Genomic DNA, 14,121 nt, shown 5'->3' with positions numbered 1-14,121 from the left:
GCTATATATAATCTTCAACGCGGGGTGGAGCAGCCCGGTAGCTCGTCAGGCTCATAACCTGAAGGCCGCAGGTTCAAATCCTGCCCCCGCAACCAAATCCTACGCTACACTATCCAATAATAGCCCAAAACTACGATCCAATACGCCATAGCATTGCGATCAAGCGCTAAATCCCTGACATAAAACACAAATTCCAAAAGGACAGGTGCAAAGCGGGCAGGGCGCCGGCGCGGCCATGCCATGTGTTCGAGGTACATACAACGTTGCCGTATGCCAATCCCGATTCTCGATAGGCCGGAAGCGTCAACGCCGAATGCTGCCCTATATAACGCGCAGTTGGTCGCGTGCCGCCGCAGATGCCTCACGAGAGGAAATGGCTAAGATACGAGTATTGCTTAGTGGTGGCCTGAGGCATGGTAAATAACTGCATCCCAATAAATCCCGTTTCGACTAATTTATAAGTATAAAGCATTTTAATTTGTGTAATTATGGATTCTATATAAATGATTAATACATAATTTCTACCATAGATATTGAAGACTTATCGATGGTTAGAAGCCCAACCGTCGTTCGTACTATGTGAGGAACTGTAATATTTAAATAGAGTTCCTTTAGAAAATCGTTTACCATAAATTCAAAGACTTACGATCTCGCAACAATCAGCACAAATACCCTGATGCGGCCGGCTTTCGACGCCGGTATCGCTCTGACGCGGCTCGACGAGCGCATTGCCCGTTCCCCGATCGGCGCCGGCTTTCTCGAGCGCATGCATTTTACCGATGCTTGTGCCTCGCTGTGGATCGACGGCGAGCTTGTCCATCTCGAAGACCTCGTCCTCCACGACGCTCTTCGAGATACCCGCACCCCGACCCACGAACTCACCATCGCCCGCGACGTGTTGCGCACCCGCCGGCGGATCGCCTCGCAGTCGGCGAACTGGGCACTAGCGCCGGAAGGCATTCGCACGCTCCGGCAGACATCGGATGTCACATCGGATGTCACATCGGTAGGCGCCGAGGCGGTAGAGCCGGCCGGCGTCTCCCGGACCGCGGTCCCGATCGATCTGGAGAGGGAGGGGGAGGATGGTGACGACGCGAAAAATCTGCCCGGGGTCGACTATGCCGCCATCGATGCGGTGCTCGCCCGTTCGGAGGCGGCGATCGAGAATGCCAAACGGCCCGGCCATGGCAGCGTTCAGGACAAAGAACCGATGATCTACGATCTCGACTGGGACGAGGATGCGCGGCTTGAGGAATGGCGCCGCGTGTTGCGACGAGCGGAAGATCTGCCGGACGTGCTGCAGGCGATCATCGCCCTCGATGCCTGGAACGAGATTTCGGTCCTACAGCACGCGCCCTGGCTCGGCAGACTATTGGCCGCCTCCATCCTCCGCCAGGCCGGCATCACTTCCGGCGCTCACCTGGCCGCGATCAATCTCGGCCTCAAAACCATTCCCGTCGCTCGGCGCCGGCATCGCGATCGCGAAACCCGGCTGCTCGCCATCGCCCAGGGTTTTCAGGCGGCGGCTGAGATCGGCATGAAAAAGCATGATCGGCTGACTTTGGCTCGCACAATGATGGATCTGAAGCTGGAGGGGCGGCGGACGTCTTCAAAGCTGCCGGAGTTAGTCGAGCTGGTGATGGCAAGGCCGTTGGTGTCGGCCGGTATGGTGGCGAAAACGCTCGAGGTCACACCGCAGGCGGCGCGGCGGATCGTTTTGGAACTCGGCCTAAGGGAGATGACGGGGAGGGGGAGGTTTCGGGCGTGGGGTATTTTCTAGCTGGACCTGGTTTGGCATACCGCGACTCTGGCGGTCACTCTCCATCGTAAAATCTGTGTTGCTCTATTGAAGCTAGCTGAGGTGCTAACTGGCTCGCAGTGATCGCGCGATTGCGAGCGTCAGCAGGCGCAGGTCAAAGAAAGTCGCACGGAGGCGTATCAGAGCGTGACTACCGTGCCTCACGGGATCGAGTATTTGAGCCATGACTTACTGGGCGAATTCAATGTGCCTTTCGGAGCAAGAATGACAGGGAGAGGGCGGCTAGGGAAGAAGACTGTTACTCCCCGACCGGAACGACGGTTGAGAGTGGAGGGTTGAGTCCGCGTAGGAAGCGTAGGAGAGTCTTCCGCTAAGACAGCTCCCGACTACAGTGCCCAGATTAGCTTCGCATCTACTGCCATCTTTGCCTGGCGATCGTTGATCTCCTTTTCCTCCCAAGTCTTGTAAGTCGCGGTCTTGGCGACCTCCTGGGGCCACCACAGAGCGGAATCCGCGTAGCACTTGATTTGCGACGTCTTGCCGCTCTTAGCCTTCTTAAAGACGCCGTTCTGCTTGACCACAAACTCGTGATTTCCGACCTGCTTATTGATGTCGCTTTCCAAGATCATGAGATTGCCAAGCCTGTTAATGAGGCTTTGGTGCCGCACCGGGTCAGCGCGGGCCCAGAGCCATTCGTTCTGGCGTGACTTATCCTCGGATAGGTTCTTGGGCAGCATATGCTCAATGTGATTCTTAGCACTGTGGTGACTGCCGGGGATTACACCCTTACCTCCGCCAAGAAGATGAGTCTCCAGTTCTCGCAGGATGTAGTACTGCACCTTGGGCCGACGTTCTTGATGTTTGGCAAAGGCGTTCTCAAAGCTCACATCATCCGAATGGTTCTTGAGTAGCATCCGGATGGAAGCGACCGAGTCGCCTGCTGTGAGCTTGCGCGCAACCTCTCCGAGACGGCGTTCAAGATCTGAGGTATCAGTGTTTCCGATAGTCATCGTCCGGAATACGAACCTTTCAATCAGAACCACGCATTCGTGGAAACCGTCCTTATCGGTTGGCAAGAAGCGCTTGGAAGCCGACAATAGTGGTATGTAGGCTAGCCCAATGCCCAGGACGTCAAAAATCATCTCAAGGCTATCGATCGACTCTTTCTTGAACGCGGACGCATCACGCGTAATGATCTGGCTCACCCGCCTGCTGTCTTGAAACCATGATTCTATCAGCGTCTTTGGGTTTGATCCGGTGATCTCTTTTTCTTTGATCTGGATATGCGTATCATTTTTCTTGCAAGGGCCAATGAGGGCTATATGGCGGCGCCTCAGGAATTCGCTCATATCCTGAGCCGGCACATTCTCGGTCGTCGCACCCCATCGATTTGAAATGTGCTCGTGATCCTTGCGCTGTGAAGCCGCAAACAGCTCGTTTTTGATCGTATCTGCTGGGGAGAGCTTCTCACCCCGCGCATTCAGACAGCCAAACACCTCGTATGAATATTGCTCGTCCAAAATAAGCGTTTCTATGCAAACAAAAAGGTCATGCAGAACATCGTGTGTTGCTTTGAGGAAATTGATCTTTTCATCTGAAGCAAGTCCGTCCACATGGGCGATAATCCATGCATGTATATGGTCAAAACTCGCCTTAAGCTTCTTCGTGATGGCATGTGCTAGCACGTCGGGAGAAAGGGCGTCGTATCCTGCTTTCCTAACCTTTTGGTCCATTGGATCGAAAATGAGCGCTGCAAAGAGGTCGGCGAAGAGACTGTTCGGTACAAGGCGAGGTTCATTGCCAGTAGGCGTGACGCGAAGCCACGCGTTGAAGGCTCCAATTAGGCTTCCAGCTTCTGCTTGATGCGGACCAGCTTGCTGTTGTAGTTCGTGCGCTACTTCCCGAAGAACTGCGCACATCATGGTGACAGCCGTCAGGCGCTGCTGACCATCGAAGATTTCATACCGTTGGGCACTCATCTTATGAAAGACTAGGGTTCCAAAAAAATGAGGTGGACGCTCCACTGATGCCCGTCGAACCCAACGAGGTTTCGACGCCGGGTCGAAATATGCTGAGAGTATCCGGTAGAAGTCGTTCAGCAAGAGCTGAACATCCGTCTTGTCATTCCACGCCCAGGGACGTTGATTCAAGGGAATGATAAATTCTCGCTTGTGGGCGAGAACTACTTCGCCGAACGGTTTATGCTCAGCTTGTATATATTTGCTGGGATCTGGATAACTTCCGGTCATAACAATCTCAATCGCACTCTATGTAAACCTGCATCTATGCTTCCTTGTAATCGCCCGCAGATACGTTTCAAGGGAGCGCGGGCGGCATCGACCGGTCGAGCTGTTGTTCATAGCCGCTATGCGCCTGACGTTCGACCTGACCTTATTCCACAACATAGACGGGAAGGTTGGATATTTTCGTTAACGGGCAATTGAGCCCGCGCTTTCAGTCTGAACCCGTTGTCCTTGGAAAAGCTACCGGATCTAACGAACATCGAGCCGTCATCGGCTTGCTCAAAGGGGAGCGGAGGCACGTCTTCCTGCTGGCTATTCGTTGATGGCCGTCCGGTCGAGGGTATGCCACAGCTTACGAAGGTCATTCGCAACCTGTGTGTGGCGTGGCAGTTGCCGATTCAGTCAAAGCCAACCATTGGCGGAACGCCACTCGAAACCTCAAGAGGGCAATCTTGGTGAGGTAGTGGAGGCGGCCGAGAGCGATTTTGTTAAACTGAATCGCGCAGCTTGACATGGACACGGTTCAGGATCTTACGGTTGACTCCGAAGCGGAACCTTACCGGCATCATTGCTTCAGTTCATATGTCGACTCCGCCCGGCATGGGCTTCGGCCAATCGCGGTTCAAGTCCGAACCGAACATTCCAGCTGCTCTACACCGCACATGATCTGGCATGGCAACTGGTCATCTTGCTGCCTCCCTGAAGACGACGGCCTCCTTTCGAAGCGTGTAGCATGCTTGCTCCTCGCCAACGCCTTTCCTCGGTCAGGGGGTGAGCTAGAAGCCGCAGTCCGGACAGCCGCAAGCGCGATGCGAACCTATTTTCCGCCGTCGGCTGCGCCGACTTTGCATCGCCAACAAAATAGCCTCGCATCGCCCTCCTTCGCGCTGCTACGGCGCAAACGTGCGTTGCCGCCCTGCGGCTTCTTTTCGCTCCCCATGACCGCGACGGGCGCGGTCGGAAAGGAGCATCACATGACATCGCACCTCATTACTCACGAAGAGCGCCTCGCCCTTCTCGAAAACGGCCGTAAAGGCAGGACCTGTGCCGATCATGATCCGCACCCTGTCGTCAAGCTCTTCCTTCCCGATGGAGCAAGTACGTGGCTGCTTTGCGAGCTTGATCCTGACGAAGAAGACATCGCTTTCGGACTGTGCGACCTCGGCTTAGGAGAGCCCGAGCTCGGCAATGTATCCATTTCTGAATTGCTAGCTCTTCGAGGCCCACTCGGCCTCAAGGTGGACCGTGATGCATCATTCCGGCCAAAGCACCCGATCAGCATCTACGCTGACATTGCGATTGACGCCGGTCGCATCGTCGCATAATCGAAAGGCCCCGTTCGGGGCCTTCCTCACATCTAGCCTCAGCTTTCTTTCTCGATCATTGCCAGAAATCGATCGGCAGCATCTCTCACCTGGATGAGCATCGGTTGCAGCATGTCCGACTGGGTAATGAGGTTAGACGCCGGCAGTTTCTCAAAGGTCTCAATGAGGCTTGAGATGGTCTGAAGGGGGGACATCTGTTCTTCATGGTTCCCGCGGCGGTTGTTCAAGGTCTTCAGTGTGGGCGCGTCAACTGGATTATCGACGTCGAGCTGTGCCGCAAAAGTCGTGCTGTTCTCGTTGTCGTATTTCGAAAGCGATTGCCAGACACGCATATCTTCGGCCTTTCTGAAGACATTCTCGTTGCTACCTTTTCGGGGTTTGCTGAAAGCCCACTGGAAAAGCGCTCCCGACGACTTTTCGGAGAGTTTCAGTGTATCCTTATCGACGTCAAACTCGCTGCGCGCATACTTGCTCTGCAGGATCTGGTCGAAAAAGTACTGATCCTCCTCCAGAAGTGCGTTACCGGCCGCCTTTATCTTGTCTTCGTAATCAAGCTTGAAGTGGTCGAACATGCTTGAGGCTTGGATACGTCTGCGCGCCTTGTCAGGGCTCAGAGAGAAGACCTGTGCCGCCTCCTTGATGAGGCTGTCCACCAGCCGCATACTCTCTGTGGGATATACTTTGATAAACATCTCCTCATACAAATCGGAGATGTAGATGTTTGTCGCGTAGGGCGACCAGTCCTTCGCCCCCGAGACGTGACGGACACCGAGAAGTCGCGGCAGTTTGGCTTTCAGTTCCTCCGGCGTCTTGGCGAGTACACACTGAACCTTCAGCGTCTTTGTGTCATCGACGAGCTTCTGCAGCTGCTTCACCTCGGCCTCGGCCTCGGTTACCATCGACTGCCGACCACCTTCCTTCAGTTTCGCCAGTTTCGTCTTGGCGTCTTCCAAATGCTTGCGCGCACGTCGCAGGATCGACGTCCGCGTATTCCCTTCGACCACGAGGTTCTTTTCTGGATGGCTCGGATGCCTCCATACGATGATGGGGTCGACAGGGGCCCAGCCGAGACTAGTAATCGTCTTTTCGAGCTCCTCGGCATTGTAGGCGTCGAAAACCTTCTGTGTCAGCGATGCCTGAACATCCTTATCGAACAGCTTTCCCACATCCGCATATCCGGGCGCGGGCCGGGGGGCTATGCGGGGATTGTTCGGGTCCAGCTGCAGGGTGTCGAAATCGACTTCAAGCAGATCACTCAGTTCACTTACGGCCATGATAGAGATCCTTATCGTTAGAATTTGAAAATGCGAGGGGCTGCCGGTGCTTCCTCAAATAGCTGTTCAATGCGGGCGACGAACTGGTTAGGCAAAGGTGGCGGTTCGCCGATAGCCATGTAGGCGGCGAGCGCCGCATATCGGTCCGCGGGCGCAGCGAGCCGCATTGCTGCTGCGAGCTCGTGAAGTCTGTCTTGCAACAGCGCAAATGTTTGCGGCCGTAGCAGGAGCGCCTCGCTGCCAGCGAGCGGAAGGGAAACCTTGACTGCCGCAGCGAACTCCTCCGGGTTGGCAAGATAGGTATGCTCAATTGCTGGGCGATTGTGACAATCAGCAAGGAATGCGGCCAATGCGGTCGGAACTCGCGGTTCAAACTTGAACGTTGCGTAGCGCAACCAGGTCGTTGGACCTTTTGCCGGCTTCGGCCTGTTGCCCTGGAGTCCGAACGTCGGGATTCCGTAGAGCTCTTCACGAGCGCAGTAAGACGCCGTCAGAATGAGCCCAAGTTGGCGCCACATTGATCCTTGGGAAATATCTTTCTCAATGCCCAGAGCAGGTGCCTGCTTTGTCAAAAAGTCAGTCGGGTCCGAATGGCGGGCGCCCATAGCGGAGAAGGAGTTGAAAAGCTGGCGGAAAGCTACGCTGTTTGCGGGAGTTTCCACGAAAACACCCCAGCTGGCCAGACGGTCGAAGTCATCTGCTGGTCCAAAATACGGTTTGCCATAAAACAGAAGCCGGACATCTTCCTGAAGGCTGACTTGATCCACCTGCCTCAGGGCGGCGTCACGATCATCACTGCTCACATTGTATTTCTTTAGCAGTGATTCGATCGACGTTCGGCGTTCCGCGCCGGCTGTGTAAGAAATGTCGATGATTTCCGGTCTCAGATAGTCATCGAGCTCCTGATAGAGCCATCGTTGATCAAACCGGTAAGCTAGGTTCGAATTGTCAGCCTGGACAACATACGCCTCTTCCTTACCAGGATGGTAACGAACTGCGCGTCCTGCGGCCTGCATCAAACGGATCACGCTTGATGTCGGGTAGGTAAGTACAACCGTGTCAACCGCGGGATCATCGAACCCTTCCAGGAGCATTTGTGCCGAAACCAGCACCGCCCTTGGTTTGTCTTCGAAACGCTCAAGGAAATCTTCGTCCGGGATGCCGAGCGAGTTGCGTCCGCCGTGAATAAACCCCACGTCCTCTGGGAGGAGGGGATGCGGCCGCTCGTTGCATAGAGTTTCCAGAAAGACCTCGTAGAATTCCTCGACGCGACTCACCTGCGGCGCAAGGATGAGCACCTTACGGAACCGGCCTGCAGTTTCATCCACTAACCAATCTGCGAGCTGTCGGACGGCGCTTGCGCTCCAGTCAAAATCTTCGACATCGAACGGCAGAAACGTCGGGATCTGGATTACACGCCGTTCCGCGAGCTCACGATAGGTGATCGTGAAGGCGATCTCTTCCACGCCGATTGGAAGGGCGTCCGGGCGATTGGGAGTGGCAGTGAGAAGAAGGACGGGGCACGGAAGGTTCGGATCGAATAGACCCGCATAAGAGGGGGCCGCCGCGTGGTGCGCTTCATCGACGACCACCAGGACGAGGTTCGAATTATCGGACGAGATAAGCGTGTCGATCTGGCCAACCATTGCAAAGATGATCCGGTTCGCGAGCTTATCCGCGTCCGCGGGAAGGTTGCTTTTTGACTGCAGAAGCTTGTTGAGCTGGCGGTACGCTTGGCGCTTGAGGGTCTTGCGGTGTGTTATCCATACCACGCGCGCTGAAGCCGGCGCAGCAGCAAGCCGTTCAAGGATGATGCGAAGCGCAACGCGAGTTTTGCCTGCGCCAGTCGGAAGCACTAGGCCTATACGTCCCTTCGGGCGGCGGCGGAACGCATCCATGACCCGCGCAATAGCGACCTCCTGGTGTGACCAGTCCGGAGCAACTGCGACAGCCTGTAAAGGTGGGGCTAAATCTGCGGCAGTGCCTATTGGTTCCCCCAAGCCGAACCGAACAGCGGCAGCTGGGATATCCAATGATTGCGCAATGCTATCACGGCTGGCGCCAAGTGCTTTCTGCGCTTTGATCTTCGCCGCCAGTTCAGCAAAAGCTGAAATTTGATCGTCATTGAGAGGCGCAGCTCGGGTTGCGGTCCGTACAGCTTCCAATGTCGCCTCGTTGATGCCGCGAGACGGATCGTCCGTAAAGAATGGGGTTAAGCGGTTCGCGTGTAGTTGACGGGCGTCACCGGCGCTTGCAAGTGCCTCGTTAAGTTCGCGCACCAGCGCCGCAACCGTTTGTGCCATCGCCAGCCGAACGACGAGGTCGCGAGCGAATTCCTGAACCTCGTCGTCAAATATACCAATGCGTGCCATGAAGAGCCTCCATGCCACTTACGTAATCTCGTAATCAAATAAATACAAGTACGAAATTTCGATTTATTACGAAAAATCGTAATATCAGTGATTGCGTCCGAAATTTCGTACTCTATGCTGCGGGCGCGATTAGTGAGCTGATGTCACGTAGTTTCCGGTCGTTTGCGAGGTAGGCAATGCCCCGATGAAGGTGAAGGCGAAATTGCATAGCCAACTCCTCATCGCTAATGGGAATTCCGTCAACGACACATCGTTGCTTCAGAAGGGCGAAGTAAAGGTCAGCATGGCGACCTCCAAACACGCGCCATGACATTTCGACATTACTATCCGCGGGGATCTTTGCTGGTGGAGGAACCGATTTCTCGGCAAGCGAGCGACAAAATGCCCAGCGACACAGGATGTTCCAATGCTCAATCCCCGTATGGCGTTTCAATCGAATGAGTTGCTCGCGCGCCTGTTTCGAAAGTCTGATGTGGTCGATTGTCATCAGGCGGCCTCCTCACTGAAGTATCCTGTCTCAACTATCGTTCGGCTTTCCGCTTCACTGAAGCGCAGATGGTAGCACCGGCCAACGTATGGCAGCAGTGCCTGGTAGTCGGTCCCATTAAGTTCTCTATCTGTGGACAAAAGCATGACCTGATGGCTCGCGTAAGGGAAGTAGCTGCTCACCAGTCGGGATCGATGTTCGGAGTCAAGCCGACCAAGAGGGGTATCAATCACCATGGGCAATGGGCGCCCGGAAGCACGTGCAAGTCCCCAGAGAATTGCGATAGCAAGGAGTTGACGCTCGCCGGCTGACAATCGCTCTGCGGTCAGGTCGTGACCATCACCGCCGCGTAGCGACAGATGGAACGTTGTCGGATCGATCGACAATCCCGAAAGAAGCGTGGCCTTGCGAGCGAGTTGTTGGAAGCTTTCGAACACGTACTGTTCGATGCGGGAGACGTGCCGCGCAATGACGGCCGCACGGAATTGGTCCAGTGTTGAGCGAACTCGTGACGAGTGATCCAGAAGCCTTGTCACATCTTCCTGTTCAAATTTCTGACGAGCTACGTTCTCAAGTAGCCGCGCTTCTTTCGAACGTTTTGCTTCCAGCTCCCTGTCAAGACGCGCAATCTCTTCATCACGCTTCTTCTGCTCGAATTCCGCGAGCCGAACGACGTCATTTGCCGCTTCTCGCTTCGAAATGAGCTCGGCAACTGATGTTTGGCTGGGGACCGCGGCGAGTGTACCCTTGAGCTGCTCGGAATTAGTTGCCAACTGCTGCTGCTGAGAGAGCATTTCTCTGGCTTGGGCCTGAACATCCATTAGCCCGGTCGTTGCTATCGTTTCCGCCATCGCACTCGTGGTGTCGTCGAGATTGAGGTAGCGCGGACCATCCGATTTCCGGCGGTAGCTATCGAGTCGGAGTTGCAGATGGTCGCTGATCTCTTGCCGAGCCTTTGCTGGAAGCCCTGCGACGCCATCAAGCCCAAGAATTTCTTTGTATTCGGCGTCCAAAACGTCCGCTGTTTGAGCATTACGTGTACGTTCTGCTTCAAGCTTCGCTTGATCGGTCACGCCAGAAATCAGATCAGCGATGAGGGCTAGAGGTAGTGCGCCGCTAGCAAGTTCGCGAAGTGAACGCTCTACAGCGTCTTTGCCTCGGTTCGTCACTGCGAGCTCAGCCTCGAGCCGTCCCCGGTCTTCGAAGAGCGCTCCGCCCTCTCGCTCGTACCGCTGATCTAACTCAAGGGCTCTTCGTTTGGCTTGGTCGAGTTCGTTGGCGCCAGAAGCGCGCTCCCGCAGAAGCCGTGCTCTGTTGGTTGCCAACGCCTGGATATCGTCACGGAGAGAACTCAACTCGTCTGCCTCGGCCGGCGCCGCAAGCTCGCTCTTCTTTTTCCTTTCGATGGAAATGAGATCACCTCCGAGACGCTCGACGATGTCGAGCCCAAGAAGATTCTGAATTGCGGTCCGTATCAATGCTGGCGCTTCTTCAAGGTCGGCATATTTTTCGACCTTTTCACCGTCGAACAGGAAAAGCGGAGCAATCCTCGCCGGGATGAACTCCTCAACCTGTGTACTCCAGTGATCACTGGCCGCTTTATCGAAGACATCGTCGCGAAACACCTGAAACCGCTCTTTGACCGCGTCATTGGCTGTCCACGAACGAGAAAGCCGCCAATTCTGTTCGGCGCCGTCAACCGTGTGTCGGAAGCTGACCTCTATCGACGCTTCTCGTGAAATTGCTCCGCGGTGCACAGACCGCCGCAAATACTCATCGTATGGGAGGTCTCCGCGTCCGGCGCACTGCGCAACATTCCCGAAAAAACAAAGCTGGAGCGCATCCAACAGCGTCGTTTTCCCGCCTCCATTAAGGCCACCGAAAAGGATTATTGGGCGATCCGGTGAGTCAGGCGTCAACGTGATGTTTTGACGCCCGCCATAGGTGCCGAAGTCATGCAGAATAATTTCGTCAAGGATCATATCGATTTCATTTCGTCGTCAGAGGATGCGAGGCCAGGCAATAAAGGCGATCCCTGATCCTCATCCTCGACGATCTCGTCGCCGTCGTAGAGGTCATCCATGATGTCACGTCGCCGTAGGGCAGTTTGCTCGGCTTCCTCAGCGCTGTCGTATGAACCACGCCGCAACGATTGCTCCAAGGCCTTGAACAGGCCTGAGCGTCGAGCCATCGTTCGATGCTGCCGCTCAATATCGAGCAACTCACGGGTTAGCTGAAAATGTAACTCGTCCTCGCCGCAGATTTGACGCAGGATTTCTATTTCCGCATGACCGAAAGAAAGGCTGTCATCCATTCGGCCATCTGGAAAGGGCTTACCAAGCACCTCTTCATAGATGCGGGGCAAACTGTCTTCGATCTCATGCTTTTCAACGACCCAGAGCCGACGAATTTCTCGTAGCTCGTCCAGCGATATCAACTGAATATCAGATACACCGGTCGGACCGTTTTTTTGAATGTGCCGCTGCGCTTCGAGAACCTTGCGCAACCAACGTTCACGCGAGGATTGCAAGTAAGGTCCATGAACCAGACGATCATTGTGGAGCTGCAGAGCGCCAGTCATTTTACGGAAATCGCGCAGGTGGCGGTCATCCCGCTTACCCGTTTCGCTGTTGCGAACATCGAGTTCGTTGCGCAGCTCAAGCAAAGGGAGCATCCACTCTTTTTCGACGTCGTTCTGAATCATGGCAGTCATGGACTTGTCGCGCTCTACCATGGTGCAGACCCAGCAGCCAAAACGGCTATCGCCGCAGCTGGGTGTCGATGCATCGATGACCAGGGGGCATTCACCGTCAGCCGATGCGCCTTGATACATCGTCAGAAGGTCCTTGTTATCGAAGCCCCAAGGGTTTCGGACCTGCATCAAGAACATCCACACGTCGTCGTTCGTCCAATCCTCGATTGGGGAATAAACGTAAGAATTGGGAAGCTTTCCGTTTGGGCTCAGCTTTTCGCGGACGCGTTTGCTCTCAAACCGCTCCATAGCTTTGGCACGAGCTTGGCTCTCCGCCTTTCTTGTCCCCAACACGACAATAGCCTCGCCGCTCGCTTTGACGACGCTGGAAATGAAGCGGTTTGAAGGGTTGATTTTCAGGCGGTCTGTGCACCACCGAAATTTCGGTCGGGGCGCTGGGTAGCCGCGCCCGATCAAGGTCGTCCAAAACGATTCCGACGCATCTGGGGTTAAGCGATTGCTCGTCAAGGGGAGCCCACTATTGGCGGCGGCCTCTCCCATTTTATCGAGCGACCGCGCAACCCAGGCCGCAACGATCGGATTTTCGACCAGCGTATCAGTGCTGATGACGTAGACAGGCTTTAGTCGTACCGTAGGATCCAGGCGAGACAAGGCCATCCAAACCAACTGGAGTGTTGCTGTCGAATCCTTACCGCCGCTGTATCCGACGACCCACGGTGTGCTGTCGGCTTGGTAGAGGGCGGAGATCTCATCCAAGAGCGCGTTAATCGTCGCTTTCATACCAAGCGCGCTGAACGCTGAGGTTTTGGATGTGCTCTTACTGCCTAGGTCAAGCTGCATGAGGCTGTCTCCTGAATGCGTCTTCGATGGATTGCTCATCAGCGGATAACGGAAGCCCCAGATGGGTTTTTATGACATTCGATGTCAGCGTGACACTCAAATGGGTTTTAGACATGCGTCCTGCGACGACTGCGCGCCCAACCCACGTGTCAGCCGTCCGCCGCCAATCGATTGACGCAAGCCGCGGCAGAGGGTCGTCAAATTTCTTTTTGCTTCGAAGCTTCAACAACGCATTGCCGACGCGTCCGAGCGCATGCAGGGCGACGCTATGGGAATTTATGTAAGTGTCGCGTAGCGCGCCGGAGGTCATCGCTCCACATCGGACATCGTCCCAGTGCGGCATCTGTTTGGCGATGGCGCTCCAGAACTCAACGGCCGCATCATCTCTTTGTTCGGCACTGCCGGGCTCAAAATCGACTAATAGAGCTTCGGTAGCAGTATAAAATGCGCTCAATGTAAAAAGCGCTTTCGACCGCTGAGACAGGCTCGTCTTCTCGAATTCCACCAATTCTGAAATGGAGGGGAGGCGGCTCAGCAAGAGCCGAGATGCGACTGCCAGTTCGTCTCGGTGATCGAAAAGAACACTGAGAGAGCGTGATGGTCGAACTGCGTATCGGTTCAGGTCCGCAAACATCTGCTGGCAACGTTCCAGTCCACGATCAAAAAACAGGACAACTGCGATCGTCTCGTCAGCGAGCTCAGGAGCCCTTTCTAAGGCGGCCTCAATCGCAGCGCGTCGATGTTGCCCATCGTTGATGATAATTTTTGAGGTCTTCATCTGAACGCGCAATGTGCCGGTGAGGTCGTCCCCTGCGTTTGGCAAGAATTCGGCGTCCCCGTCAATCGAAGCGGTGATAGCCGAGAAGACGTAATCGTCTTTGTTGTCAACGAGATAGCGGGCTATTTCAGGCACGCGCCCGCGATTGAGCTGGCGCTGCGACCGCTGTTCCGGCGTCAAGCCCTCGTTGAAAAGGAAGATTTTCGGCACTAAGCCAAGAGGGCACATGGAGATGTAGTACTCCCGCCCCGCCTGTATCCCCCGCACGGTGGGAAACTCCAGAACAGCCTTCATAGCGACCTCGAAAAACGCTTCCAATATTGTTGAGAT

Annotated in this window: 9 protein-coding genes and 1 tRNA gene; 3 read left to right on the top strand and 7 right to left on the bottom strand. The window is 55.1% G+C overall.

Features of this window, described 5'->3' with window-relative positions; all coding sequences use genetic code 11:
* Positions 1-18: 18 nt before the first annotated feature.
* A tRNA-Met gene (locus ACI2KA_RS22435) sits at positions 19-95 on the top strand.
* Between the two features lie 581 nt (positions 96-676).
* Positions 677-1,780: an RHE_PE00001 family protein gene (locus ACI2KA_RS22430; protein WP_404504667.1), complete on the top strand. Its 1,104-nt coding sequence runs from the start codon at positions 677-679 to the stop codon at positions 1,778-1,780.
* Positions 1,781-2,145: 365 nt separating this feature from the next.
* Here ACI2KA_RS22430 and ACI2KA_RS22425 read toward each other — a convergent pair whose 3' ends face one another.
* Positions 2,146-4,008, bottom strand: a complete 1,863-nt coding sequence (locus tag ACI2KA_RS22425) for a DUF262 domain-containing protein (RefSeq protein ID WP_404504666.1) — start codon at positions 4,006-4,008, stop codon at positions 2,146-2,148.
* Positions 4,009-4,976: 968 nt separating this feature from the next.
* Between ACI2KA_RS22425 and ACI2KA_RS22420 the strand changes: the two genes are divergently transcribed.
* Entirely contained in the window at positions 4,977-5,327 is a 351-nt protein-coding gene (locus tag ACI2KA_RS22420) for a DUF2958 domain-containing protein (RefSeq protein ID WP_404504665.1), read from the top strand.
* 38 nt (positions 5,328-5,365) lie between these two features.
* Here ACI2KA_RS22420 and ACI2KA_RS22415 read toward each other — a convergent pair whose 3' ends face one another.
* From ACI2KA_RS22415 to dndB, 6 genes are all read right to left on the bottom strand, one after another.
* Positions 5,366-6,601 (bottom strand): hypothetical protein, encoded by a 1,236-nt coding sequence (locus ACI2KA_RS22415; protein ID WP_404504664.1) that lies wholly within the window; start codon positions 6,599-6,601, stop codon positions 5,366-5,368.
* Positions 6,602-6,618: 17 nt separating this feature from the next.
* Entirely contained in the window at positions 6,619-8,973 is a 2,355-nt protein-coding gene (locus tag ACI2KA_RS22410) for a DEAD/DEAH box helicase (protein WP_404504663.1), read from the bottom strand.
* A gap of 112 nt (positions 8,974-9,085) precedes the next feature.
* Entirely contained in the window at positions 9,086-9,460 is a 375-nt protein-coding gene (dndE, locus tag ACI2KA_RS22405; RefSeq protein ID WP_404504662.1) for a DNA sulfur modification protein DndE, read from the bottom strand.
* Entirely contained in the window at positions 9,460-11,442 is a 1,983-nt protein-coding gene (gene dndD, locus ACI2KA_RS22400; RefSeq protein WP_404504661.1) for a DNA sulfur modification protein DndD, read from the bottom strand. Before dndD ends, dndE begins: the two co-directional genes overlap by 1 nt.
* A complete protein-coding gene (gene dndC, locus ACI2KA_RS22395; RefSeq protein WP_404504660.1) occupies positions 11,439-13,013 on the bottom strand; it encodes a DNA phosphorothioation system sulfurtransferase DndC in 1,575 nt (524 codons plus the stop codon). Before dndC ends, dndD begins: the two co-directional genes overlap by 4 nt.
* Positions 13,003-14,085 (bottom strand): DNA sulfur modification protein DndB, encoded by a 1,083-nt coding sequence (gene dndB / locus ACI2KA_RS22390; protein ID WP_404504659.1) that lies wholly within the window; start codon positions 14,083-14,085, stop codon positions 13,003-13,005. The genes dndC and dndB overlap by 11 nt, the downstream gene beginning before the upstream one ends.
* Between the last annotated feature and the right edge of the window lie 36 nt (positions 14,086-14,121).

The sequence above is a fragment of the Agrobacterium sp. NPDC089420 genome (assembly GCF_044900305.1).
Classification (GTDB): Bacteria; Pseudomonadota; Alphaproteobacteria; order Rhizobiales; family Rhizobiaceae; genus Agrobacterium.
The sequence above is the reverse complement of the archived record's forward strand: the minus strand, read 5'-3'. Positions and strand labels throughout refer to the sequence as shown.